General features: G+C 60.8%; 18 protein-coding genes and 2 pseudogenes. 8 read left to right on the top strand and 12 right to left on the bottom strand.

Features of this window, described 5'->3' with window-relative positions; all coding sequences use genetic code 11:
- Positions 1 to 62: 62 nt before the first annotated feature.
- The 4 genes and pseudogenes from purT (at position 63) to BPSG_RS02800 (ending at position 6,617) form a co-directional block, all read left to right on the top strand.
- Positions 63 to 1,310, top strand: a complete 1,248-nt coding sequence (gene purT, locus BPSG_RS02815) for a formate-dependent phosphoribosylglycinamide formyltransferase (protein ID WP_026643385.1) — start codon at positions 63 to 65, stop codon at positions 1,308 to 1,310.
- A gap of 102 nt (positions 1,311 to 1,412) precedes the next feature.
- A pseudogene (gene purC / locus BPSG_RS02810) lies at positions 1,413 to 2,164 on the top strand (phosphoribosylaminoimidazolesuccinocarboxamide synthase).
- Positions 2,165 to 2,233: 69 nt separating this feature from the next.
- Positions 2,234 to 5,965, top strand: coding sequence for a phosphoribosylformylglycinamidine synthase (locus tag BPSG_RS02805; protein ID WP_026643387.1), 3,732 nt, complete (start codon positions 2,234 to 2,236; stop codon positions 5,963 to 5,965).
- A 151-nt stretch (positions 5,966 to 6,116) separates the two neighbouring features.
- Complete coding sequence (locus BPSG_RS02800; RefSeq protein ID WP_026643388.1) at positions 6,117 to 6,617, top strand: pyridoxamine 5'-phosphate oxidase family protein; 501 nt, start codon at positions 6,117 to 6,119, stop codon at positions 6,615 to 6,617.
- Between the two features lie 224 nt (positions 6,618 to 6,841).
- Here BPSG_RS02800 and BPSG_RS02795 read toward each other — a convergent pair whose 3' ends face one another.
- The 5 genes from BPSG_RS02795 to BPSG_RS08625 form a co-directional block, all read right to left on the bottom strand.
- Entirely contained in the window at positions 6,842 to 7,360 is a 519-nt protein-coding gene (locus BPSG_RS02795; protein WP_026643389.1) for a hypothetical protein, read from the bottom strand.
- Between the two features lie 27 nt (positions 7,361 to 7,387).
- The gene (locus BPSG_RS02790; protein ID WP_026643390.1) at positions 7,388 to 8,596 is read right to left on the bottom strand and encodes an SPFH domain-containing protein; all 1,209 of its coding nucleotides are present in this window, start codon (positions 8,594 to 8,596) and stop codon (positions 7,388 to 7,390) included.
- Positions 8,597 to 8,633: 37 nt separating this feature from the next.
- Positions 8,634 to 9,212, bottom strand: a complete 579-nt coding sequence (locus BPSG_RS02785; protein WP_034878990.1) for a hypothetical protein — start codon at positions 9,210 to 9,212, stop codon at positions 8,634 to 8,636.
- Between the two features lie 87 nt (positions 9,213 to 9,299).
- Positions 9,300 to 10,727, bottom strand: coding sequence for a DUF308 domain-containing protein (locus BPSG_RS02780; RefSeq protein WP_026643391.1), 1,428 nt, complete (start codon positions 10,725 to 10,727; stop codon positions 9,300 to 9,302).
- 200 nt (positions 10,728 to 10,927) lie between these two features.
- A complete protein-coding gene (locus BPSG_RS08625; protein ID WP_155266372.1) occupies positions 10,928 to 11,071 on the bottom strand; it encodes a hypothetical protein in 144 nt (47 codons plus the stop codon).
- A 319-nt stretch (positions 11,072 to 11,390) separates the two neighbouring features.
- Between BPSG_RS08625 and BPSG_RS02775 the strand changes: the two genes are divergently transcribed.
- On the top strand, positions 11,391 to 12,020 hold the full coding sequence (locus BPSG_RS02775) for a hypothetical protein (RefSeq protein WP_026643392.1): 630 nt from the start codon (positions 11,391 to 11,393) through the stop codon (positions 12,018 to 12,020).
- Between the two features lie 124 nt (positions 12,021 to 12,144).
- Here the strand turns inward: BPSG_RS02775 and BPSG_RS02770 are convergent, their stop codons facing one another.
- The 5 genes and pseudogenes from BPSG_RS02770 to BPSG_RS02750 all read right to left on the bottom strand — a co-directional run bounded on the left by BPSG_RS02770 (position 12,145) and on the right by BPSG_RS02750 (position 17,120).
- Complete coding sequence (locus tag BPSG_RS02770; protein WP_051591964.1) at positions 12,145 to 12,795, bottom strand: hypothetical protein; 651 nt, start codon at positions 12,793 to 12,795, stop codon at positions 12,145 to 12,147.
- Positions 12,796 to 13,147: 352 nt separating this feature from the next.
- Positions 13,148 to 14,371, bottom strand: a complete 1,224-nt coding sequence (locus tag BPSG_RS02765) for a GTPase (RefSeq protein ID WP_051591965.1) — start codon at positions 14,369 to 14,371, stop codon at positions 13,148 to 13,150.
- A 65-nt stretch (positions 14,372 to 14,436) separates the two neighbouring features.
- Positions 14,437 to 15,021 carry a DUF6591 domain-containing protein gene (locus tag BPSG_RS02760; RefSeq protein ID WP_026643393.1) on the bottom strand — a complete coding sequence of 195 codons (585 nt, stop codon included), beginning with the start codon at positions 15,019 to 15,021 and terminating at the stop codon, positions 14,437 to 14,439.
- Positions 15,022 to 15,393: 372 nt separating this feature from the next.
- Positions 15,394 to 15,582, bottom strand: a pseudogene (locus tag BPSG_RS08965) (hypothetical protein); the annotation flags it as partial.
- Entirely contained in the window at positions 15,579 to 17,120 is a 1,542-nt protein-coding gene (locus BPSG_RS02750; RefSeq protein ID WP_026643395.1) for a Y-family DNA polymerase, read from the bottom strand. The pseudogene BPSG_RS08965 and the gene BPSG_RS02750, both read right to left, overlap by 4 nt.
- Positions 17,121 to 17,362: 242 nt before the next feature.
- On the opposite strand from BPSG_RS02750, the gene purF reads away from it, so the two are divergent.
- The 3 genes from purF to purD all read left to right on the top strand — a co-directional run bounded on the left by purF (position 17,363) and on the right by purD (position 21,377).
- A complete protein-coding gene (purF, locus tag BPSG_RS02745) occupies positions 17,363 to 18,913 on the top strand; it encodes an amidophosphoribosyltransferase (RefSeq protein ID WP_022857792.1) in 1,551 nt (516 codons plus the stop codon).
- A gap of 108 nt (positions 18,914 to 19,021) precedes the next feature.
- A complete protein-coding gene (gene purM / locus BPSG_RS02740) occupies positions 19,022 to 20,056 on the top strand; it encodes a phosphoribosylformylglycinamidine cyclo-ligase (RefSeq protein ID WP_026643397.1) in 1,035 nt (344 codons plus the stop codon).
- A gap of 55 nt (positions 20,057 to 20,111) precedes the next feature.
- Positions 20,112 to 21,377 (top strand): phosphoribosylamine--glycine ligase, encoded by a 1,266-nt coding sequence (gene purD, locus BPSG_RS02735; RefSeq protein WP_026643398.1) that lies wholly within the window; start codon positions 20,112 to 20,114, stop codon positions 21,375 to 21,377.
- A 90-nt stretch (positions 21,378 to 21,467) separates the two neighbouring features.
- Here purD and uriT read toward each other — a convergent pair whose 3' ends face one another.
- Both uriT and uriH read right to left on the bottom strand, forming a co-directional pair.
- Positions 21,468 to 22,898, bottom strand: a complete 1,431-nt coding sequence (gene uriT, locus BPSG_RS02730; protein ID WP_026643400.1) for a uridine transporter UriT — start codon at positions 22,896 to 22,898, stop codon at positions 21,468 to 21,470.
- 52 nt (positions 22,899 to 22,950) lie between these two features.
- Positions 22,951 to 23,892 carry a uridine-preferring nucleoside hydrolase UriH gene (gene uriH / locus BPSG_RS02725; RefSeq protein ID WP_026643401.1) on the bottom strand — a complete coding sequence of 314 codons (942 nt, stop codon included), beginning with the start codon at positions 23,890 to 23,892 and terminating at the stop codon, positions 22,951 to 22,953.
- Positions 23,893 to 23,949 lie beyond the last annotated feature (57 nt).

Genomic DNA, 23,949 nt, shown 5'->3' with positions numbered 1-23,949 from the left:
AAAGCGCGGCGCATGTGGACGGCGCGCGTGCGCTGGGCGCCGCCGGTGGCAATATGGGAGGCATGGCAAATCAAGATCGTGCTTTAGGCACACCGTACGGCAAACATCCCACCCGCGCACTGCTCCTCGGCTCCGGCGAACTCGGCAAAGAGGTCGCCATCGCGCTCACCCGGCTCGGCGTGCGTGTCATCGCCGCCGACTCCTACGAAGGCGCGCCGGCGCAGCAAGTGGCGCATGAGGCGCATGTGCTCGACATGAGCGACGCGCAGGCTCTGACCGAACTCATCGCGGGGGTCCAGCCTAACATCATCATCCCCGAGATCGAGGCGATCGCCACGCAGGTGCTCTTCGACGCCGAGCGCGCAGGCATCCATGTGGTGCCGAGCGCCACCATCGCCTCGATCTGCATGGACCGCGAGGCGCTGCGCCGTTTGGCGAGCGACGACCTCGGCCTGCCCACCTCGTCCCACCGGTTCGCCGGTTCGCTCGAGGAACTGCGCGCCGGCGCCCAGGCGGTCGGGTTCCCGTGCGTCGTCAAGCCGGTCATGAGCTCTTCAGGGCACGGACAGTCGGTCGTACGGTCCGCCGACGGCATCGACGCCGCGTGGCAGGAGGCGCAGCAGGGACGCCGCGCGCACCACGACGGCGACGTCTCGCGCGTGATCGTCGAGCAGCTCGTCGACCTCGACTATGAGCTCACGATGCTCACCGTCAGCTCGAGCGCGGGCATCGTGGTGTGCACGCCGATCGGCCAACGCCAGCAGGACGGCGACTACCGTGAATCCTGGCAGCCGGCGGACGTGCCGGCGGACGTGCTGCAAGAGGCCGGCCGCATCGCGCGCGAAGCGGTGCGCGGTCTCGTGCAGCGCGCGAAGACCGATACCGCGTGGGGCGTGTTCGGCGTCGAACTGTTCGTGCTGACCGACGGCAGCGTGCTGTTCAACGAGGTCTCGCCGCGCCCACACGACACCGGCATGGTCACGATGATCAGCCAGCGGCTCAGCGAATTCGACCTGCACGCGCGCGCGATCCTCGGCGTGCCGGTCACCGAAGGCCATGTGGCGCTCGCCATGCCCGCGCACACCGCGGCGGCGAGCCACGCGATCGTGGTCAGCGGCGAGGGCGAAGTCGAGTTCTCGGACCTCGACGCCGCGCTCGCGCGCCCCGGCACCGACGTGCGCATCTTCGCCAAACCGCGTGTCGCGGGGCACCGCCGCATGGGTGTGGCGCTCGCGCTCGGCCAGGATGTGCAGGAGGCGCGCATTGCCGCCACGCAGGTCACGCAGGCGCTGCACACCGAGATTGTGTGAAATGTGAGAAACGCCGAAGAGATGTTACGAATCATTGGTACCCTGATTGCGTCAGTTCATCAGCGCTCCAATCTTGGGTAACCAGAAGGGTGAAGCAACACTATGCAGAAACTGGACAAGCTCTACGAGGCAAGGCCAAAAAACTGTACGCAACCGACGACCCCGACGTGCTGTGGGTCGAATATATGAACCAGGCGACCGCCGGCAACGGTGCCAAAAAAGCACAGATCGAAGGCAAGGGAAGCCTGAATAACCGCATCACCTCGGTCCTGTTCGACCTGCTGGCGGCGCGCGGCGTCGATTCGCATTTCGTGCGCCGTATCTCCGACACCGAACAGCTCGTGCGTGCGATGGACATGTACCCGCTCGAGATCATCATGCGCAACACCGCCGCTGGTTCGTTCGCCAAGCGCTACGGCGTTGAGGAAGGCACCGAGCTCAAGCAGCCGATCCTCGAATTCTGCTACAAATCCGACGATCTGGGCGATCCGTTCATCAACGATGACGGCATTGTGGCGCTCGGCCTGGCCAGCAAGGAAGAACTCGATGAGATTTCCCGGCAGGCGCGTGCGGTGAACGACGCGCTGCGCGACATCTTCTCCAAGATCGACGTGCAGCTCGTGGACTTCAAGATCGAGGAAGGCAAGACCTCGGACGGCACGATCCTGCTCGCCGACGAGATCACGCCCGACACCTGCCGCCTGTGGGACCTGCGTGACGGCTCCGGCCAGATCGAGCACCTCGACAAAGACCTCTTCCGCCGCGATCTGGGCAACATCATCCCTGCCTACGAAGAGATCCTCGACCGTCTTGAGGCGCTCGCCGACGCCGAGGGCGTCGCGCGCGCCGAGTGACCTTGGCGTAACGCACCCATCCCGTCCGTCCACCACCCGAGCCACCACACAAGAAGCGAAGGAACAATCGTGGTTTTCCGCGTCTATGTAGAGAAGAAACCCGGATTCGATGTCGAGGCCCAGCAGCTGACGAACGAGCTGCGCACCATCCTTGGAATCCGCACCCTCAAGGGCGTTCGACTCGTCAACCGTTACGACGTCGAGGGCATTGACGAACAGCTGTTCGAGCAGGTCGTGCCCACCGTGTTCAGCGAACCGCAGTCAGACAATGTGAGCTTTGACCTGCCGGATTTCGGCGAGAACGCCGTGTTCGCCGTGGAGTACCTGCCCGGCCAGTTCGACCAGCGCGCCGATTCGGCGAGCGAGTGCATCCAGCTCATCAGCCAGGGCGAACGCCCCACCGTGCGCACCGCGACCGTCTACGCGCTCGATGGCGCGTTGGACACGCCCGACGTGGACGCGGTGAAACATTACGTGATCAATCCGGTCGAAGCACGCGAGGCGGGCCTCGAGACGAAAGACACGCTCACCGCGCAGGTGCCCACCCCGGGCAAGGTCGAGGTGATCGACGGGTTCCGCGCGATGGAGACCGAGCAGATGGAGCGTTTCATCGCGGACCGCGGTCTGGCGATGGATGTGGCCGACCTCGAGTTCTGCCGCCGGTATTTCGAGGAGGAGGGCCGTGACCCGACCATCACCGAGATCCGTGTGATCGACACCTATTGGTCCGACCACTGCCGCCACACCACGTTCGGCACGCAGCTCGACTCGGTGACGATCGACGACGCCGTGGTGCAGGCCGCGTTCGAGCGCTATCTGGCGATGCGCGACGAGCTGGGCCGCTCCGACCGCCCGGTCACCCTGATGGACATGGGCACGCTCGGCGCCAAGTGGCTCAAGGCCAATGGCGTGATGACCGGCCTCGACGAGTCCGAGGAGATCAACGCGTGTACCGTCAAGGTGAAGGTCGATGTGAACGGCGAAGACGAGGATTGGCTGTTCCTCTTCAAGAACGAGACGCACAACCACCCAACCGAGATCGAACCGTTCGGTGGCGCGGCCACCTGCATCGGAGGCTGCATCCGCGACCCGCTCTCGGGCCGCGCCTACGTGTATCAGGCAATGCGCGTCACAGGCGCTGCTGACCCGCACACGCCGGTCGATGAGACGCTTGAGGGCAAGCTCCCCCAGCGCAAACTCGTCACCACGGCGGCCCACGGCTATTCGTCGTACGGCAACCAGATCGGTCTGGCCACCGGCCAGGTCAACGAGATTTACCATCCCGGCTATGTGGCCAAGCGCATGGAGGTCGGCGCGGTCGTCGCGGCCACTCCCGCCGACCATGTGCGCCGTGAGACCCCGGCCCCGGGCGACAAGATCATCCTGCTGGGCGGCCGCACGGGCCGCGACGGCATCGGTGGCGCCACCGGTTCGTCGAAGGCGCACAATGTCGAATCGCTCGAGCTTGACGGCGCCGAGGTGCAGAAAGGCAACGCGCCCGTGGAGCGCAAGCTGCAGCGCCTGTTCCGCCGTGGCGACGCCACGCGCCTGATCAAGCGGTGCAACGACTTCGGTGCGGGCGGCGTCTCCGTGGCCGTGGGCGAGATCGCCGACGGCCTGGACGTGGACCTGAACAAGGTGCCGAAGAAATACGAGGGCCTCGACGGCACCGAACTGGCGATTTCCGAATCCCAGGAACGCATGGCCGTCGATGTGGCCGCCGAGGACGTGGACGAGTTCCTGCGCTACGCCCAGGAAGAGAACCTCGAGGCCGTGGTGATCGCCACCGTGACTGAGGACCCGCGCATGGTGATGCGTTGGAATGGCGACGAGATCGTCAACCTCTCCCGCGAGTTCCTCTCATCGAACGGCGCTGACAAGCACCAGGACGCCCATGTTGCGCAACAGGGCACGTATGTGACGCCGTTCAACGAAGGCACACTCGCCGAGCGGTTGGACGCGATGCTCAACGACCTCAATGTGGCTTCCAACAAGGGCCTCGCCGAGCGCTTCGATTCCACGATCGGCGCCGGTACGGTGCTCATGCCGTTCGGTGGCCGCGAACAGCTCACCGCCCCGATGGCCATGGTGGCCAAGCTGCCGGTGTTCGGCGAGACGACAACGGCATCAGCCATGGCATGGGGCTTCAACCCCTACATCATGGAGCGCAACCAGTTCACCGGCGCATACCTTTCTGTCGTGGAATCACTCGCCAAGCTCGTGGCCGCCGGCTTCGAGCATGAAAAGGCGTACCTGAGCTTCCAGGAATACTTCGAGAAGCTGCGCGACGAACCCGACCGTTGGGGCAAGCCGGTCGCCGCCGTGCTGGGCGCGCTCATGGCCCAGGTCGACCTGGGCGCGGGCGCGATTGGCGGCAAGGATTCCATGTCCGGCTCGTTCGAGGACCTGGATGTGCCGCCCACGCTGATCTCGTTCGCCGTGGCGGTCGGTGACATGCGCCGCGCCACTTCCCCCGAGTTCAAGGCGCCGGGCCACCGTGTGGTCCGCATCGCCCCCGTCTACCATGCCGATGGCCTGACACCGGACAAGGACGGCCTGCTCGAGGCCTTCTCCACGGTCGAACAGCTCGTGGACTTCCATGACGCGGTGGCCATCTCCACCCCGGGCTATGGCGGCACCGCCGAAGCGCTGTTCCGCATGACGCTCGGCAACCACATCGGTGTGCGTTTGGACGACGCGATCAGCGTCGACGACCTGTTCGCCCCGGCATACGGTTCGTTCATCGTCGAACTCGCCGATGACGCGAAGATCCCCGCCACGTCGAACCTCGTGGAGATCAGCGAAATCGGCGAAACGACCGAGGACTACACCTTCCATGCCGCTGGCGAGGATTTCGCCCTCGCGCCGCTGCAGGAGACATGGGAAAGCGCGCTTGAAGACGTGTTCCCCTACCGCCACACCGAACACCAGACCGACGAACTCGTGGAGACCGTGGTCTTCGACGCCGGCCGGCGCGCGCCGTACACCGGGCCGAAGATCGCCAAGCCGCGCGTGGTGATCCCGGTGTTCCCGGGCAACAACTGCGAATACGACACCGCCGCCGCGTTCGAGCGTGCTGGCGCGGAGGTCACGACGCTCATCGTCAACAACCTCACCCCGCAGTCCGTCACCGAATCGACGCAGGCGCTCGTCGAGCAGATTGGTCGCAGCCAGATCGTCATGATCCCCGGCGGTTTCTCGGGCGGCGACGAACCGGATGGTTCGGCGAAGTTCATCACCGCGTTCTTCCGCGCGCCCGCGGTCACCGAAGCCGTGCGCGATCTGCTCAAGAACCGCGATGGCCTCATGCTCGGCATCTGCAATGGCTTCCAGGCCCTCATCAAACTGGGTCTTGTGCCGTACGGCGACATCGTGCCGATGACCGACGAGTGCCCCACGCTCACGTTCAACGAGATTGGACGCCACCAGAGCCGCCTTGTGCGCACGCGCATCGCGTCGAACCTCTCCCCCTGGCTTGCCAAGACCCAGGTGGGCGACGTGCACACCGTGGCGATCTCGCACGGCGAGGGCCGGTTCGTGGCGAGCCCCGACCTGCTCACGCAGCTTGCCACCAACGGCCAGATCGCCACGCAGTATGTGAGCGAAGACGGTGTGCCGAATATGAACCTTGCGGTGAACCCGAACGGTTCGATGATGGCGGTTGAAGGCATCACGAGCCCCGACGGGCATGTGTTCGGCAAGATGGGCCACTCCGAGCGTTCGGGCAACGGCCTGTATGTGAATGTGCCGGGCAACACCTACCAGCCGATCTTCGAGGCGGGTGTGGAATACTTCGCGTAGATGGCGGCATGACCCAATACAACTGATGTGGCCGGCTCCAATCATGGAGCCGGCCACTCTTATACAAGCTCACCCATTGGGGGAACCAGCAACAACACGATGAAAAGAGGACCCTACCATGGAACAGCCCGCTGTCCCGTGCCCACGCCCTATGCGCAGGGCCGACCGCGAAGTGCATGATACGGCGGAAATCGAGGGGATACTGCGCGACTGCGCCGACGTACGCGTCGCGTATCAGGACGCCCAGGGCCTGACGATTGTGCCGGTGAATTTCGCATATGTGCTTGAGGATGGCAAGTTGACGCTCTTCATGCACTCGGCGCTAGCAGGACGCAAGATTGACGCGATCCGCTCGGCGGGTAACGCTTTGCCTGTCGCATTCGAGATGGATTGCGATGCGGAAGTGTACACGGGGCGCACACCGTGTTCGTCGACGACGGCGTTCAGATCAATCATCGGCACCGGCGTGGCCGGCCTCATCGACGAAACTGGCAAGAAAATCGAAGCGCTCACACTGCTCATGCGGCAGCGTACCGGCATGAAGGATGTCAAATTGCAGCCCCGGCAAGTGGGCAAGGTGGCGGTATGGCGGATTGCATCCACTGAATTCACCGCAAAGCGGCATCCGGCACCGGCCATGCATCAGGACTGATCCCTATCTTCGATTGTGGGGTGAGTCCCCAGTCGACCGCAAGTCCCAAAAGCCTGTAATTCGCAGGACAAATGGAAGATAGGACTGCAATACGCCTTTGTGCGCCATGGACCCCACCCCACAATCGAAGATAGATCCAACCATGGTTCTCATGTTGACGAAAAACGGGGTTTCACGCCTCTTCCCCAGATACGTGAAACCCCGTTTTTCGTATTCCTCTACGGTCACTGTTCCCTGCGCTTGGACACAATCATCCAGATTGCGCCTACGACTGCCACAAGAGCGGCTGCATAGAACAGGTAATAGCCAAATCCCCAGCTGTAATCGTCAGTGGGAACAACGCCGCGGTCACTGAAGTCCCAGTTCAGCACCAAGAACAGAAGGAAGCCGATGATGCTGAACACCAGCGCCGGAATACCCTTCGAAACGCATGCAAAGATCAACGCGATAATTGCCGTGATGGCGATGGCCGCAACGAGCGCCATCACAATCATCGCGATTTCGGAACCGTTGGACGTCTGATCCTTGAGCTTGTTGTAGAGCGTGGCAAACTTGAACATTGAGGGATCGGCCAATTCGCCTGCGCGAACACCATCGACCATCTCATCGGCGTATTCACGGTACGGCGAGTCCTTTGCCACCGAAGCGTATGGAAGGAACACGCACAGCAACATGAGCACGTTGCCCACGATTGCCACAATCTTGGGAACCGTCAGGTTCCGGGTTGTTGTTTGATTGGACATACTGCCCTCCTTTATTGTTGAGACGTACTACAGCCCCAGAACCTGTTTCTTCTTGAGGTCGAACTCCTCTTGGGTGAGGATTCCGGCGTCAAGAAGCTCCTTGAGGCTCTTCAGTGTCTCCATCTGTTCCGCCACGGACATCGCGGGAGCCGGCGCAGGCTGCGACGCGGCTTGGGCGACGACCGGGTGCGCATCCGCTGCAGCGGCCATCGCATTCGCCGGATTCACCTGCTGGCCCGGCATCGCCCCGGTCATCGGGTTGACCCCCTGAGCGAAGCCGACCCCGAGCATCATGCCGCCCATATCGCCGAATCCATTGTTTTGCACGCCTTGGGCGATTTTCTGCTGGGCGGCGATGTTCGACGCCTGCTGCGAGATGTTCTCGTACGCCGTCACGTTCATGCGGTTCGACGAATACTGCTTGACGAGCTCACGCGATTCCGGAGTGAACTCGATGCTTTCGATGCCGATGCCCGCCAGATGGATGCCGAATCGTGACTCCCATGTACCCGCGTTTGTGGGGTCCTCGCTGATCGCGAGCGCGATTGCGTTCGCTTGGCTCGGCAACGCGGAGATGCGGTATTCGTTGCTCAACGAGTTGAGCGCGACCGAGAACGACTGCATGAATTCACTGAGCAGCTGCGACTTCGTTTTGGGGTCATCGAAACTGATGTAATCCACGTTCGGAGGCACGAATTGCCGGATGAACGCGGTCGGGTTCGTGATGCGCAACGACATCATGCCACGCGCGCGAATATCCAGATCGGTGTCGTAAAACTTGTCATGGTACATGAGCGGTGCCGGCGTGCCGAACTTGAGGCCGCGGATCTCGCGAAGGTTCACAAACGCGACGCGTTTGTTCGCCACGGGTTCACCACCGTATTTGAAGCGTTCGCCGATCTGGCCGAAGATGGATTTGCCTATGCCGTCGCCCGCGAACACGCTTTCGGTGCCGCCGGTACGGTATTCGTACCCGCCGGACTCGGTGATGATGCTTTCGATGCCCGACTGGTCGAAGATGAACGCGGCCGTGTTCTCAGGGACATAGATGCGCGAGCCGTTGGAGATGACGGCGGCGGAATGCTTGGTGTTCGATCCCCGCCCTTGATTCGTTTCCTGGTAGACGCCCGGCATGAGCGCCACATGTTCGCCGAATTGGCCGACCGTGATGATGTCGAGCCACTGATCGGCGAAAGTGCCACCCAATGCGCCCGCGAATGCTTTGATCAATGCCATGGTTGCCTACTTCCCTCCATGCCTTACGGTGCGATAGTTACAGCTGACGCGAAGCAGTGCAATACTCACAGATGACTGTCTTCCCATGCCATCCAGTGAGTGTGGCTCCGCAGCCCGGGCATGATATACTCACTTTTTCAGCCACGGCTTGCTGTGGGACTGTTTTCTTGCTGAATGCTGTTGTGAACTGATTGGTGACACTACTCAATGCATTTGCAACGTCTGAGACCAATGTCTGCTTGGGACCGACCAAAGGATTGGGGTCTCCTGTGATTTCCGCATTGAGCAGGTTGACAAACGGCGCAAAATCCTCATATCGAGGGGCACTGAAGTGAATGACCCCATTCGACAAGTATGCTTTGCATTTATACCACGTATCATCTCGACTGTTCTTCGGCAGCTGCGTCACTTCAATGTGATCTATCGAGGAAAGTGGATATGAATACGAGTATTCCTCATCGGCACGGAACACATGAAGCTTCACATAAGACAACACAAGACGTTTCGTTGTGATATAGACATGACCGGACTCGGAGATGCTCTTTATTTTGTCATCCCAAAATAAGCCATAGTCACCAATGATGGTTTCGCCATATTCGAGCCTTATATTCTCCATAGGAACCTCAATTCGATTGATATGGGAGGGTGGGAATGTTCTTCATCACAGAGCATTCCCACCCATTACCGTTCAGCGCATGCGTTACTACTGCGCCGTGAATTGTGCAGTCTTCTTCTGGAAACGCTCGATGGCCTTCGAGAAGTCATAGTTGTCTTTCCACACATCCGAATTGACATCGGAATACAGTGTGTATACCGCCGACTTCATGTCCGACCATTCCGAATAGAAGTCGGACTTGGAATCCGACCATGCCTTGTACGCATTGCTACGCAGGTCAAAGTACTCGGAGTATTCCATGTTCTCCGGCTTGTCCTCAAGCACGCCTCCGTAATACTTGTCGTACATATCTTCATAAGACGTGTCATAAATATCGTCGTAATAGGTTTCAAAACCATCTTCATAGACGGTCTTATAGAAATCATCGAGCAGGGCGTCGGCATCCAGATACTTATCCGCGCTCGCCTTCTGCGACAGCGTCTGCATGTACTTGACCGAGCTGTCGGTCACCTTGCCATACAGGGCTTTCGACTCACTGGCCACAAATGCATACCAATCAGTGAGCGCCGACTCGTTGGCCTTGTAGGAATCAAACGTGTCACCGAGCTTGGTTTCAGTTTCCTGCTGCTTGGCGGTGATGGCATCCAAACTGGACTGAATGTCTTTTTCGATGGAGGAAGCAATCTCATCCAATCCCGCGGCAACACTCCCCTGATTCTGAGAGTCACCATTCTGCCGCTCATTCGACTGTTCATCTCCAGTATTGGACGATTCCGCACTCGAAGATGACGACTCACTGCTCGCAGCGGGTGAAGAGGATGATGACGAAGGCGTTTTTGTCGCAGTTGTCGTGGTGGCCTTCGGCATGTTCACACAGCCGAAGACGATGGCAAGCACCGATATGCCTACAGCCACGCCGGAGAGGATGCGGTTCACAAGATTCTTATCAAGCATGAGCGAGGCATACAGCGAGAATCCCGAGAGAGCCAGGGAAGCGATACCGAGCACCCATACAAGCCACGCACCGGTTTTTGGAGTGAGCACAATAAGCAGAATCAACGCAATCACGGATACGGCCAACGCGCCGATCGCCAGATAGAGCACCCATGACGCAGGCTTCTTCGGTGTAGATGCACCACCGTTTGTAGGCTGGGCATTCCACGTCTGCTGGATCGGCTGCTGCTGGGCGGCATTCATCTGCTGCATCATGAGCTCCCGGTTCAGTTCACCGAAGAAGACCATGGATTCCATGTGCAGGCTTGGGGTCGGCTGGCCTTGCGGAACAAACTGTACGACCGATCCAGACTGGGCTCCCGGCACGACCTGCACCTTGTAGGGTGTGCCAGCGTTACGCGAGACGAAGGATGCAGTCTTGGCGACATCATCAGCCATATTCAACCCAAATGACTGGCTATGCATGAGCGTGTTCTTCACAGCTTGGTAGACGTCTTCCACCGACTGCGGGAATTGCTGTGCAGGAATCTGCGGCAGAGGTTGTGTTGCGGCGTTCTGCATAGATGTGGCGCCTGTCGCCGTTGCGGCTGGCTGCGCAGATGCTCCGGATGGCATTTGTACTGTGGGCTGCTCCGGCTGTGGAGTTGAATCTGGTGTGGACATTTTACTGTTCCCTTCTTCATACTTCCTTCATATTTGGCCACGAAAACATACAGGGTGATGCAGCAACACATCACCGCATCACCCTGTAATGCCTGTCGTCAGTCGGCCTGTGTGGAAGACCCGTCAGGTCTTCCTTCGTGGTCGTCGACGCGGTGCACCTCGCCTTGTTGCTCCGGTTCCTGCACCGCATCCTCGAACGCTCGTACACCGCGCAGTATCATGCCTGCCAATTGCATAAACATGACTGCACTCCTCTCTGACGAGACATTCCCTTGTACGCAACCGACCTTCGGCTACACAGCGAGCGGATGGCACCGCTCACAGGAACTCGTCATTAAGGGGCATGTTTTATTCGCGAATCAGCACTCCTTCCCCTACGCAATCCAGTGCGAAACAGTTGTAATGACGAGCGTTTCACGCTAGAACCATTCTCGAATCTTTGATTTATAGTGTCAATGACATAACATGATATAAATCTGGAATAAATGTGCTATGTTTTATGCCATGGATACTATAAACGAGGCGAGTGCGCAGGCGTGGAGAACACGCCTGCGAGCATGTATGGACGAACGGGGACTCACCCAGTTGGGATTGGTCAGTGCGCTCAACCGCCAGTACCTCACGAAATACCATCAAAAAGACGTCAGCCGCTGGCTCAACACCGGCAACCGCACCACGAGCGGTGTCATCGGCTTCCCCAAGTACGAAACAATGTCCATTCTCGCGGATTTCTTCGGTGTGGACGTGGGGTATCTGACCGGCGAAACCGATGAGCGTAGTTTTGACATGGCACACGCCTGCGAATACATAGGGCTCAACCACAACGCGATCCAAGCCATACGCGAGTGGATTGGTACCGGCGGCGATGGACAAAACGCCAATACCGGCGAATCATCCATGCGCGAGTACCGCGCCCAGACACTCAACGACATGCTGTCTTCGAGCACATTCGCCGTCTTGGCTCCCAAATTGCTCACACTGCATGAGATGTCGGTGATCTGGCGCACCAACCCCAGTCGCTTCGACTCTCTGATGTCATCGTTGGCTTCGGAAAGCGACCTGCCGAATACTCTGACGTTCCAACTGGTCACTGAGGCGTTCTACGGCATGGCGATCGAATCGTTCTCTGCATTATTGCGCGATGCCTATCCGGCCCCCACCGAGCGGCAGTTCACGCAGATTCAGGATTGACGGCTCACCAGACATCATTCCTTAATATAGTGTGGCGTCATATATAATGATGCCGCCGGACCGCATTGGGTCCGACGGCATCACTCGCCTGCACTGCATGCAGGGCTGTAGGCGCTGTGAATCATCACGAACCCTCAGCCTGTTTGAATATGAAGTTGAGTTTCGTATCCGGACTGACGCTCTGCACAATGGATGTATAGAACGATTTCGCCTGCTCTTCGAGAATGTCGCGGTTCGAGTCGACATACTCCTTCTTCGCCTTGTCCGTGAGAATGTTGTTCACCATGTCGAGGGTATCGATCTGCTGCGTTCCGAAACTCAACGCACCGTTCTGCGCCACGACCACACGGTATTCGGGATGGTCGTATCCGATAAATTTGAACTCCGGAATTGCCACATCAAAGGTGTTGTCGCCCGCCTCTTTTATGACGACATCCTTGCCCTCGAATCCCAGCTTCGCGTCAAACGTGTACTGAATGAACTGCGCACGCTCCGATCCAGGAATCTCCATGCTGAAGAAATGGCTCTTGTTCTCCCGCGAAATGATTCCGGTAACACCCAATCGCAGCAAGGACACTTCTTTTGTACGCTGCATCGAATGGATGACCTGCGTGTCGGTTCGCCCTTTTTCTCTCAATGATTCAGGCATCGCACTCGGAAATGCAGAATAGAATTGTATCGAACCCCACCAGCCAACCAGTAAAAACAATATTGCAACGACAATCAAAATGACTATATTCTTTTTATTTAAGAATTTCTTAAAAAACTTCTTCATCTTTTATTCCATCCCGTCAAATGACCATCAGAATTGCCATCGTGCTTATATTTGGGGGCTATCACAAAAACTACTGACGCGACAACCACCATCATTTAGCCCCACAGCTTCTCCTGTTCATCTTCTCTCAGCACTTATGACAGTGTGAAGCGACCATTGCTCCACATTGCATGTCACGCGTTTACTCTATCAGAGAAATCAAGAACAGGGCGTCGTTCAACCATTCTGCTTGCGCCGTCTAGCATGTATAGGAAGGAAAGTAAAAGCGGCCATAAGAATAATTCGACAGCATTGACGCAGTACAGCCAATTTTCCCCCGGCCAAGAAAGCACCGCGTCATAGATGGCGCCATTCACCGCTTGCGGTTGAGGAACGCGGCTTTGACCAGCTCGATGATCATCTGCCGCATGTCTTTGCCGCCACCGGCTTGGGACGCTTGCGCGATGCCGCTGACCTTGCCAAGGAACCCTTCGCCGAACTGCTCTGCCATCAGCCGCTGCACCCAGCCGATGTCGCGCACACTGCGCTGCCCGGTATACACTTGCTCGAACGCGAGCACCGCGCCTTCACCGAGCGCCGCGATGATGCTCGCGGCCACAATCGCATTGAGTACACTGGCCGCGATGTTGATGCCCGGAATCGCCTTGACCGCGCTGATCGCCGAATGTGCGACGACGCTCGCCGTGCCCACCTGCACAATCGAATCAAGGAACTGCTTGGAATCCTCCCGCTTGTCGATTCCATACAGGCGCGCCAATCCGTTGAGTTCGGCGAGCTCGAGCGGCGAGAGCACGAGCGAATCAGCAATCGGAATCGGCACTGCGCCCACGGTCGCACCGGCCGCCACGCTCGCCCCAATCAGGCCTTGCGCAAGCACGCGCTTGCGGGTGAGTTTGAACTGCATCAGGTCGTGTGCGCCGCCCTGCATGCCTTCGGGCATCGCGCGCATCGTCGCGTCGATCAGGTCGGTGATGCCTTCCGGCGGCGCGAACGCCGTCTCGTTGATCACGAATGTCTGCGCGACGACCGGCACGATCGCGCGCAGGTTGCGTTCTACGCGCTGCCCGCGGAACGCCTGTCGCACCATCTCGATGTTGCGCGCGCGATCTGCCTGCGAATACGACTTGGTGATGACGGCGATGATCGGCACAGACTTCCACATCGCGATCGAGTTGGAGAAGTTGCGGATCGTCTCCGGGAACAGCTTCGCCGCCGTGCCATCCACACAGAACCAGATCACGTTGATGCGGCTGTTCTCATTGCCGTCTTGCGCACTCGACCGTGACCATTTGCGTACGGCGTGGATCGCTCGCAGGCTCTTGATCGGCGAAGGCTCGAATCCGATGGAGTCGATGACGCGGAACGGGACCATCGGGCTTTCGTACACGGCGAGTTCTTCGGTCGTGCCGCGCGTGCCGAAACTCGTTTTGGCGATGTCGTCGCCAATCACCGCGTTGATCAACGTGGACTTGCCCACCCCGGAGTTGCCCAAAACGAGCACATTGCCCTTGCGCGCAGGCTGTTGCGGCGCAGGCGCGGGCTGCACGTCGATCACATTGCCGTTGTCGTATGTCATGCCGTCATCATAGGCACATCAGACACGTCTGCGCCCTTGGCGTTGTCGGCACTGCGAAGCATCAGTCAGTTGCTTGACGCGGCATCCGAATCGGCGCCATCCGAGCTGGTGCGCCCTGCGGTGCGATCGGCTTCCTTCTGCCGCTCCTCCACCTGCTTCTCGGCCTCCTCGGCACTGCGCGGAATGCCGGCGAGCTCAGAGCCCGTGGCTTCCTTCATGCGCTTGTCGACCTTGTCGATGACCTCGTCGAAGTACTTCTCCTGTTCGGGGGTGAGCTTCGAATTGCTCACTGCGTCGAACTGCGCCATCATGTCGTCGAAGCTCGCGAGCCAATCGGTATACTCCTCGGCCTTCGATGCCGGCATGCCGTCCTGGCTGTTGAGCATCTCCGCGAAATCAGCGTACTTCATCATGAAGTCCTCGTAATTGCGGATGACCTCCATCGGATCGGTCGTGGACGGCGTGACCTTGGTGGATTCCGAGGGAGACGGCGATGCCTCCGCCGCCGCCGTCTCGGCCGAAGCCTGCGGCTCAGCGCCACGCTGCGGCAGATAGAACACGAACACCGCCACACATGCCGCCACGACGGCCACGACAACACCAATGATGCCGATGATCCACGCCGTTTTCTTGGATTGCGCTCGCTGCATCTCAACTCCCTGACATCGTTTGCAAAACCTGTACAATCACGTAATTCCATGGTAGCAACGAACAACGCCCACCACCACCATACAACGCAGAAAATCCACTAAAATACACACGAAATTCACGTCTTGCGTTGCTCGTTATACTTCACTCAGCTCAATGCGCACGATGTCAACCACGGGGACCACTCTACCGTCCGCCATCTCGAGCGCATTGGTTTCGGCATGGTATTTCACCACCACACCGCCTTCAATGCACTGGTATTCCCCGCCGGCACCCTCGTCATCCATACGGAAAAAGGTCATATCCACGCGCGGGTGCTCACCCAAATGCGCCAACACCGCCGCGAGTCGCGCATTGAGCGCCTCCTGCGCGTCTTCGCCCAGTTCGATATGCCGCTGGCGCACCTTGGCCGTCTCCCGAAGCAGGTCCTCATACCCGGCCAACGCCGCGAACGGCATGAATTGCGCGGCGCGCTGCTCCATGGCCATGGGCCGGTGCCGTTTGGATTGATGATGCGGCATGTCGATGATGTCGTCGTACCGGTGGGTGTTTTCGATGTTCATGCCGCATGGCCCCCTATCTGCCGGTTGCGTTCCACGCCCGTGGCGCCTTCTTCGAGGTTGAGGCCCTTGATCACCGCGTTGCCACCGAACCGCTCTTTGACATGCAGCAACGTCTCTTGCATCTTCATCTCACGCTCCTCCTGCCGTGTGCGACTCTCATCACTGCGGCCCCCTTCATCCTGCACAAGGAACGAGAACAGATCGGGCTGCTCGGTCTCGGCGGCACTAGCCCCACTCACATCCCCCGGATCATGCACGGCATGCACCTGCGATGCCTCCACATTGAGCCGCCGCACGAGCAGCGAGCGGTCGACGATGCGGTCGTACAGCGAGCCAATCGCCTCGCGCAACACCGAGGACGCGGCCGTGCGCCGCCCCAGATTCAATGATCCATGCGCGCTTTTGGGGCGCCGGCGGCCGTATCGATCTCGCGAGACCGGCCCGGTGTACCCCGCCGCGCCCGGCTGATCCAGACTCGTCACGTCGTACCCCACCGACAAAGTCACCTGACTGGTCAGGATGCCACGCTTGACCATGCCCAACGCCAGTTGATCCGCCATCTCGCAGGCCACGATGCGTGCATGCTCCCAGTCGTACGGCTCATGGAGCACCTGCCCCGACCCCATGCTGGAATGCTCCGGCCGGTATTGCTTGACGTCGGCAATCGTGCATGGTTCCCATCCCCACGCGTGATCGATGAGCAGCTCGGCGTTCACACCAAACAGCCGGTATAGCAGGTCTTCATTGTAATAAGAATCGGCACCACCCACCGAGCACCGTGCCACATCGCCCATCGTCAACAGTCCGTGGCGCTCCAGTTGACGCGCGGTGCCCGGACCCACACGCCAGAAATCGGTGAGGGGCCGGTGAGCCCACAACAGCCGCCGGTACGCCGCCTCGTCGAGCTGCGCGATGCGCGCTCCGTCAGCCCCGGCAGCGGTGTGCTTCGCCACGATGTCCATAGCGACTTTGGCCAGATAGAGGTTGGTGCCTATGCCTGCGGTGGCCGTGATGCCGGTTTCCGCATAGATGCCGGCCACGATGCGCCGCGCAAGCTCATGGGCGCTGCCTCCCGCGAACCGCAAGTACCGCGTGGCGTCGATGAACACCTCGTCGATCGAATACACATGGATGTCCTCTTGCGCGGCGAACCGCAGATAGATGCCATAGATGCGCGCACTCACATCAAGGTAGTACGCCATGCGCGGTTTGGCGGTGACGTACGCAAGCGCCAAACCGGGCGAGGCCGCCAACTCCGCGGCATGCACGGAGGACCCTGAAAAGCGGTGCCCAGGTGCGCGCAACCGCCGCTCCTCGTTGACCTGCGCCACACGCTGCTCGACCTCGAACAGACGCGGACGCCCACCGATGCCGACGGCCTTGAGCGATGGAGAGACCGCGAGACAGATGGTCTTGCTCGTCCGGCTTGCATCAGCCACCACCAGGTTCGTGTCCAGCGGATCGAGTCCCCTCGCCACACACTCGGCCGAGGCATAGAACGATTTGAGGTCTATGGCTAGGTACGTGCGGTCTGTCATGGCAGCATTTTCGAACACCTGTTCGAAAATGTCGAATCACCGGCGCGTCGGGCCGGCCAGTCCCACGAGCCATCCCGATGCCCGCGCCACCGCACGTCCACGATGCGAACTCACCGCCTCTGGATTTTTGCTGGAACTCCGCCGTTTTTTGCATTGCTCCGGTTGGCAATGTAGCACGCGCTTGCTAGGGTTTATCTCGTAGCGAATCCCTTTCTCCATACTTTTCCGGAAGGAGCTCCAGCTTGTCAGCTGAACTCGAAGAGATCCACGAAGAATGCGGTATTTTTGGCGTCTGGGGTCATCCGGATGCGGCTCGACTCACCTATTTCGGTCTGCATGCGCTGCAGCACCGCGGGCAGGAGGGCGCCGGCATCGTGGCCAACGACCACGGCCATCTTTCCGGGCATCGTGGGCTCGGCCTGCTCACACAGGTGTTTCAGAACGAAAAAGACATCGAAAAACTCAAGGGCGAACATGCGATCGGCCATGTCCGCTACGCGACCGCCGGCTCCGGCGGCATCGACAACATCCAGCCGTTCATCTTCCGTTTCCATGACGGCGACATGGCGCTGTGCCACAACGGCAATCTGACCAACTGCTTCTCGCTGCGCCGTGCGCTCGAGAACGAAGGCGCCATCTTCCATTCGAATTCCGACACCGAGGTGCTCATGCACCTGATTCGCCGATCGGTGCGCAGCACGGTCATCGACAAGCTGCAGGAAGCCCTCAACACCGTGCACGGTGGATTCGCGTACCTGATCATGACAGAGAACGAGATGATCGGCGCGCTCGACCCCAACGGCTTCCGGCCGCTCTCCCTGGGCCGCATGTCCAATGGCGCCTATGTGCTCGCCTCCGAGACCTGCGCGCTCGACGTTGTGGGTGCAGAACGCATCCGCGACATCCAACCGGGCGAGATGATCGTGATCAACGACGAGGGATACCGCATCATCACCTACACGAGCAACACGCAGCTTTCGATCTGCTCGATGGAGTTCATCTACTTCGCACGCCCCGACTCGGACATCTACGGCGTGAACGTGCATTCGGCGCGCAAGCGCATGGGCGCGCGTCTGGCCCAGGAGGCACCGGTGGACGCCGACATGGTGATCGGCGTGCCGAACTCCTCGCTGTCCGCCGCCTCGGGCTATGCGGAGGAATCCGGACTGCCCAATGAGATGGGCCTGATCAAGAACCAGTACGTGGCGCGCACATTCATCCAGCCCACGCAGGCGCTGCGCGAACAGGGCGTGCGCATGAAGCTCTCCGCCGTCAAATCGGTCGTCAAGGGCAAGCGCATCATCGTCATCGACGATTCGATCGTGCGCGGCACCACGTCACGGCGCATCGTGCAGATCCTCAAAGAGGCGGGCGCGGCCGAAGTGCACATGCGCATCAGCTCACCGCCGCTGAAATACCCGTGCTTCTACGGCATCGACATCTCGACGACGCAGGAGCTCATCGCCGCGAAGAAATCGGTCGAGGAGATCCGCGAGTTCATCGGCGCGGATTCGCTCGCGTTCCTCTCCGTGGACGGCCTGATCGAGTCGATTGGCCTGCACGCCGACGCCCCGTACGGCGGCCTGTGCGTCGCGTACTTCAACGGCGACTACCCCACCGCGCTCGACGATTACGAGCAGGACTTCCTCGATTCGCTCTCCCCCGACGACTTGGTGCGCCTGCCGGGGTATGACCATCAGAAGACGATGTACGAGGGCACCGAATACACGCACAAAGTGAACGGTCGGCACGCTTCGGTCGATCCGACCGACTACTGCATCGCGAACGAATGATCCATGGGACCGGCTGGCCGCGCGCGCAGCCGGTCCCGTGCCTTGTTCGCGCGCCCCACCGGTCCGCAAGCCATCCCAACGGCATACCCAGTTCAAGAAAGGTCGAACATGCCACAAGCATATGAGAACGCCGGCGTCAGCGTCGAAGCGGGATACGAGGTCGTCAAGCGCATCAAGTCGCATGTCGCGCGCACCGACCGCCTCGGCGTCGTGTCGGGCATCGGAGGGTTCGGAGGACTCTTCGACCTCGCCTCACTCAACTACAAGGAGCCCGTGCTCATCTCCGGCACCGACGGCGTCGGCACCAAGCTCGTGATCGCCAAGCTCATGGGCAAACATGACACAATCGGCGTGGACTGCGTGGCGATGTGCGTCAACGACGTGGTGGCGCAGGGAGCGCAGCCGCTGTTCTTCCTCGATTACATCGCCTGCGGCAAGAACGACCCGGCCGTGCTCGAACAGGTCGTCTCCGGCGTGGCCGACGGCTGCGTGCAGGCGGGCGCCGCGCTCATCGGCGGCGAGACCGCGGAGATGCCCGGCATGTACGACGAAGATGAGTACGATCTGGCCGGGTTCACCGTGGGCTGCGTGGAGCGCTCGAAGATCGTGGACGGCTCCGCCATCGCCGAAGGTGACGTGCTGATCGGCCTGCCGTCCACCGGCGTGCACTCCAACGGCTTCTCGCTCGTGCGCAAGGCGCTGTTCGAGCAGGCCGGTTACACCGTGGAGACGCGCCTGCCCGAGCTCGGCGACCGTACGCTCGGCGACGTGCTGCTCACGCCCACGAAGATCTACGTGAAGGCGCTCATGCCGCTGTTCGAAGCCGGTTTGGTGCACGGCGTGGCGCATATCACCGGCGGCGGGTTCATTGAGAACGTGCCGCGCATGCTGCCCGAGGGCCTCGCCGCGCGCATCGAGCTCGGCTCGTGGCCAGTGCCGCCAATCTTCGATGTGATTGAGCGCGCGGGCAGCGTGGACCATATGGAGATGTTCAACATCTTCAACATGGGCATCGGCATGGTCGTGGCTGTGCCTGCCGACCGCGAGGACGAGGTGATGAACCTGCTCGCGAACGCCGGCGAACAGGGCTACCGCATCGGATCCGTGGTCGCGCGCGGCAGCGACGATGTGGAGCTCGCCTGACGCGGCATTGACCGACTATTGATTGATTCCAACAATTCCTGAGGAAAGAAGCATTATGAAGGTTTTGGTAATCGGTTCGGGCGCACGTGAACACGCCATCGCGCACACGCTGCTGCGGGGCGCGAGCGTCGACGAGGTGACTGTGGCCCCGGGCAATCCGGGCATGGAGCTCGATGAAGGCATTCGCACACTGCAGCTCAACCCTTCCAACCAAGCCGCGCTCATCGACTTTGTGCGCAACAACGACTACGACTGGGTGTTCGTGGGTCCCGAAGTGCCGCTCATCGAAGGCATTGTGGACGCGTTCAAGGAGGCCGGCATCAAGGCGTTCGGCCCCGGCAAAGCCGCCGCGCAGATCGAAGGCTCCAAGGACTTCGCCAAGCAGCTCATGGAACGCCACGGCATTCCGACCGCCGCCTACCGCACCTTCGACGACCTTGCGTCAGCGATGCTGTATGTGCAGGAACATGGCGCGCCGATCGTGATCAAGGCCGATGGCCTAGCCGCGGGCAAGGGCGTGACCGTAGCGATGGATGAGGACACCGCGATCGCCGCGCTCAACGACATCTTCGTGGACCACCGCTTCGGTTCGGCCGGCGCGAAGGTGGTCATCGAGGACTTCCTCGACGGCCAGGAGTTCTCGCTGATGAGCTTTGTGAACGGCACCGAGTTCTGGCCCATGCCGATCAGCCAGGATCACAAGCGCGCGTACGACGACGACAAGGGGCCGAACACCGGCGGCATGGGCGCATACAGCCCCGTGCCGCAGATCGGCGACGATGTGGTGCAGCAGGCCATCGAGACGATCGTGAAGCCGACCGTCGAGGCGATGGCCGCCGAGGGCACCCCGTTCACCGGCATCCTCTATGCGGGCCTCATCGCCACACAGGACGGCCCGAAGGTCATCGAGTTCAACGCGCGCTTCGGCGACCCGGAGACCGAGGTCGTGCTGCCGAAGCTCACGAGCGACCTTGGCGCAGGTATCACGGCGATCCTCAACGGCGAGACCCCCGAGTTCACGTGGGACGAAGACAACGCCACGTTGGGCGTCGTGCTCGCCTCCGACGGCTACCCCGGGGAGATCGTCAAGGGCGCGCACATCCCGCAGATCGCGACCGACGCCGATTCCCACGTGTACTATGCCGGCGTGGCCCGCGGCGAGGACGGGCTTGAGGCCAACTCCGGCCGCGTGCTGCTCGTCGAGGCGAGCGCCCCGGACCTGGCCACGGCACAGCGCAAGGTGTATGGGATCCTCGACGCGGTGAACACCGAAGGCATGTTCTACCGCCACGACATCGGAGCCAAGGCGCTCAAGGCCTGACCACACCAGCGCATATATATTAAGGAGGCCGGCACCTGATTAGGGTGCCGGCCTCCTTACTCTGAAAAGCCGGGTGCCGCGCCGATCAGATCAGCGTTGTTCCTGCTGCGGCTTGGGGATCAGGAACGAGCAGGCAAGCGCGAGGGCGAGCAGGATAATGCCGCCGACCATCGACGCCATGTATCCGGAGGTGGCGCCGCCGGAGGATGTGAACGCCTTCTGCAGGCCGTACAGGATCGCATAGCTCAATCCGGAGCCCAGGTTGAACGCGCCCGCGTTCAGGCCCGGCAGATAGCCCGGGTTGTCCTCTGGCGAAAGCACGATGCCGAGTCCGTTGAGCATGATGTTCGCGGTGCCCGCATACGACACGCCGAGCACGACTGACAGGACGATGAGGTTCCAGATCGCCGGGCCGTGGCAGACGAAGATGCCGAAGACCATCGCGATTGCGGAGACGACAAGGCCAGCGCGCAGCACGAAGCGGTATCCGCGCTTGGACGCGAGCACACCGGCGACGGGGCCGAAGGCCAGGCCGACAAGCGCATACGGGGTCAGGGTGAACAACGACACGGTGTCCGTGGAGATGCCGGCGCCGAACTGTGTGTCCTGTGCGAGCGCGGGGACGATGCCGTTCATGATCGCAAAGACGCCGGTCATCGTCAGCAGCGTGGTGAGCAGCAGGCCCCATGTGCGGCGCTGCTTGAGGTACTTGGTGGCGACCATCGGGTTTTTCTTGTGGTTCTCGACCTGCCAGAAGCCGATGAACAGCGCGGCGCCGGCGATGAGTTCGACCGCCACAAGCCACCAGTTGGCGCCGGCAAGCTTCTGGATCTGATCGATGGCGAGGTAGATCGACAGGAAGGCCGCGGACAGCAGCACCACGCCGAGCCAATCCATCTTCGGGGTCTCTTCCGCGTGGCTTTCGTTGGCGAAGATCCACACGAGGATGATCGCGAGGAGTGCGACACCCGCCATCACCCAGAAGATCGAGCGGAAGCCGAAGTGGCCGGCGAGCCAGCCACCGAGCAGCGCGTCGACGCCGCCGATGCCGCCGTTGACGGCGGTCAGGATGGCCATGAGCCGCGCATAGCGTGCATCATCGGTGACGCGCTCGTGCAGCATGAGCAGCGTCATCGGCACGACCGGGCCGGCGACACCTTGGATCACACGCCCCACCATGAGCATCGGCACGTTGACGGCGAGCGCCGAGATGCAGCAGCCGATGCCGGTGAGCGCGAGCATGCCGATGAGCACCTTCTTGCGCCCGGCGAGATCGCCCAAACGTGGCAGGAACAGCGAGAACACCGCGCATGCGGTGAAGAACACGGTCTGCGTCAGACCGATCTGGGCATCGTCGCTGCGCAGCTGGTTGGCCATCGTGGTGAGGGCCGGGGACAGCATGGACGCATTGAGTTGAAACGCGAAGATGGCCGCCATGAGCGCGACCATCAGTGCGACGATGGATGTGCCGTCGCCGCCGTGCTTCGCGGGCACGGCCGGCTTCATCGATGTGCTGGACATGATGGGTTCCTCTTTCCTTGAATCTTCGTTGATTCCTTTTTATGCGCTACGTTCAGCCAAGCGCCTTGATGGCGTCGATGACGAGGTTCCAGAACTTCTCGACATCCAGATGGACCGCCACTTGGGTATGGCATTCCTCCGGGCTGGGTTCGGCGCCGCGGAAGTCGGCGACGGTCATGCCCAGCGTCAGGTCGCCGTGGATTTCCACATCCACTGGGCAACGCCGCGTCGTGATCACAGTGGGGTCGATGAGGTACGCGACTGTGCACGGGTCGTGCACCGGAGGGTTGACGAAGTCCTGGTTCTCGCGGTAGGACGCGCGGAAGAAGTCCATGAGCCCACTGACGAACGTGGCCAGATCGGTGCCGATGTCCTCCATGCGGCGTTGGACAGCGGGCGTGCACAGCGCCTGATGTGTCAGGTCGAGGCCCACCATGGTGAGCGGCCAGGTTTCGTTGAATACGATATGCGCCGCTTCGGGGTCGACCTTCACGTTGAATTCGGCGACGGCACTCCAATTGCCCACATGGTAGCCGCCTCCCATCAGGACGACCTCCTTGACGCGGTCGACGATGCGCGGCTCAAGGCGGGCCGCGAGCGCGATGTTCGTCAACGGTCCGGTCGGCACGAGTGTGATGGTCTGCGGCGGATTGGACATGATCGTATCGATGATCCAGTTGACCGCGTGCCCTTCGTCGAGCGGTCGGCTCGGCACGGGCAGTTCCACGCCGTCGAGGCCGCTCTGCCCATGGATCGTCGCCGCGGCTTCGGGCTCGCGGATGAGCGGGCGGCCGCAACCCATATGCACCGGTACATCGGTGGCGTGCGCTTTTTCGAGGACGGCGCGGGCGTTGTACGTCACCTTGCCGAGGCTTTGGTTGCCGCCGACGGTGGTCACACCCAGCAGATCGATCGTGGGGTTGCCCAAGGCGAGCAGGATGGCCACGGCGTCGTCGTGCCCGGGATCGCAGTCGAGGATGATCTTCTTTCCCATGGTATTCTCCTTTGAATCCAATCTCAGTGCCGCGGTGGGGAGCTGCAAGATTTCCTC

The sequence above is a fragment of the Bifidobacterium pseudolongum subsp. globosum genome (assembly GCF_000741295.1).
Lineage (GTDB): Bacteria > Actinomycetota > Actinomycetes > Actinomycetales > Bifidobacteriaceae > Bifidobacterium > Bifidobacterium globosum.
Note: the sequence above shows the minus strand (reverse complement) of the source record. Positions and strands in the feature narration are given on the sequence as shown.

Bases quoted from the DNA above. Each gene is read 5' to 3' on its own strand.
- purM (WP_026643397.1), top strand. From the start codon at position 19,022: ATGCCACAAGCATATGAGAACGCCGGCGTCAGCGTCGAAGCGGGATAC.
- BPSG_RS02750 (WP_026643395.1), bottom strand. From the start codon at position 17,120: ATGACAGACCGCACGTACCTAGCCATAGACCTCAAATCGTTCTATGCC.
- BPSG_RS02770 (WP_051591964.1), bottom strand. From the start codon at position 12,795: ATGAAGAAGTTTTTTAAGAAATTCTTAAATAAAAAGAATATAGTCATT.
- BPSG_RS02760 (WP_026643393.1), bottom strand. From the start codon at position 15,021: ATGCAGCGAGCGCAATCCAAGAAAACGGCGTGGATCATCGGCATCATT.
- BPSG_RS02790 (WP_026643390.1), bottom strand. From the start codon at position 8,596: ATGGCATTGATCAAAGCATTCGCGGGCGCATTGGGTGGCACTTTCGCC.
- BPSG_RS02795 (WP_026643389.1), bottom strand. From the start codon at position 7,360: ATGTCCAATCAAACAACAACCCGGAACCTGACGGTTCCCAAGATTGTG.
- BPSG_RS02785 (WP_034878990.1), bottom strand. From the start codon at position 9,212: ATGGAGAATATAAGGCTCGAATATGGCGAAACCATCATTGGTGACTAT.
- BPSG_RS02775 (WP_026643392.1), top strand. From the start codon at position 11,391: ATGGACGAACGGGGACTCACCCAGTTGGGATTGGTCAGTGCGCTCAAC.
- BPSG_RS02780 (WP_026643391.1), bottom strand. From the start codon at position 10,727: ATGCAGAACGCCGCAACACAACCTCTGCCGCAGATTCCTGCACAGCAA.
- purT (WP_026643385.1), top strand. From the start codon at position 63: ATGGCAAATCAAGATCGTGCTTTAGGCACACCGTACGGCAAACATCCC.
- uriT (WP_026643400.1), bottom strand. From the start codon at position 22,898: ATGTCCAGCACATCGATGAAGCCGGCCGTGCCCGCGAAGCACGGCGGC.
- uriH (WP_026643401.1), bottom strand. From the start codon at position 23,892: ATGGGAAAGAAGATCATCCTCGACTGCGATCCCGGGCACGACGACGCC.
- purD (WP_026643398.1), top strand. From the start codon at position 20,112: ATGAAGGTTTTGGTAATCGGTTCGGGCGCACGTGAACACGCCATCGCG.
- BPSG_RS02800 (WP_026643388.1), top strand. From the start codon at position 6,117: ATGCGCAGGGCCGACCGCGAAGTGCATGATACGGCGGAAATCGAGGGG.
- BPSG_RS08625 (WP_155266372.1), bottom strand. From the start codon at position 11,071: ATGTTTATGCAATTGGCAGGCATGATACTGCGCGGTGTACGAGCGTTC.
- BPSG_RS02765 (WP_051591965.1), bottom strand. From the start codon at position 14,371: ATGACATACGACAACGGCAATGTGATCGACGTGCAGCCCGCGCCTGCG.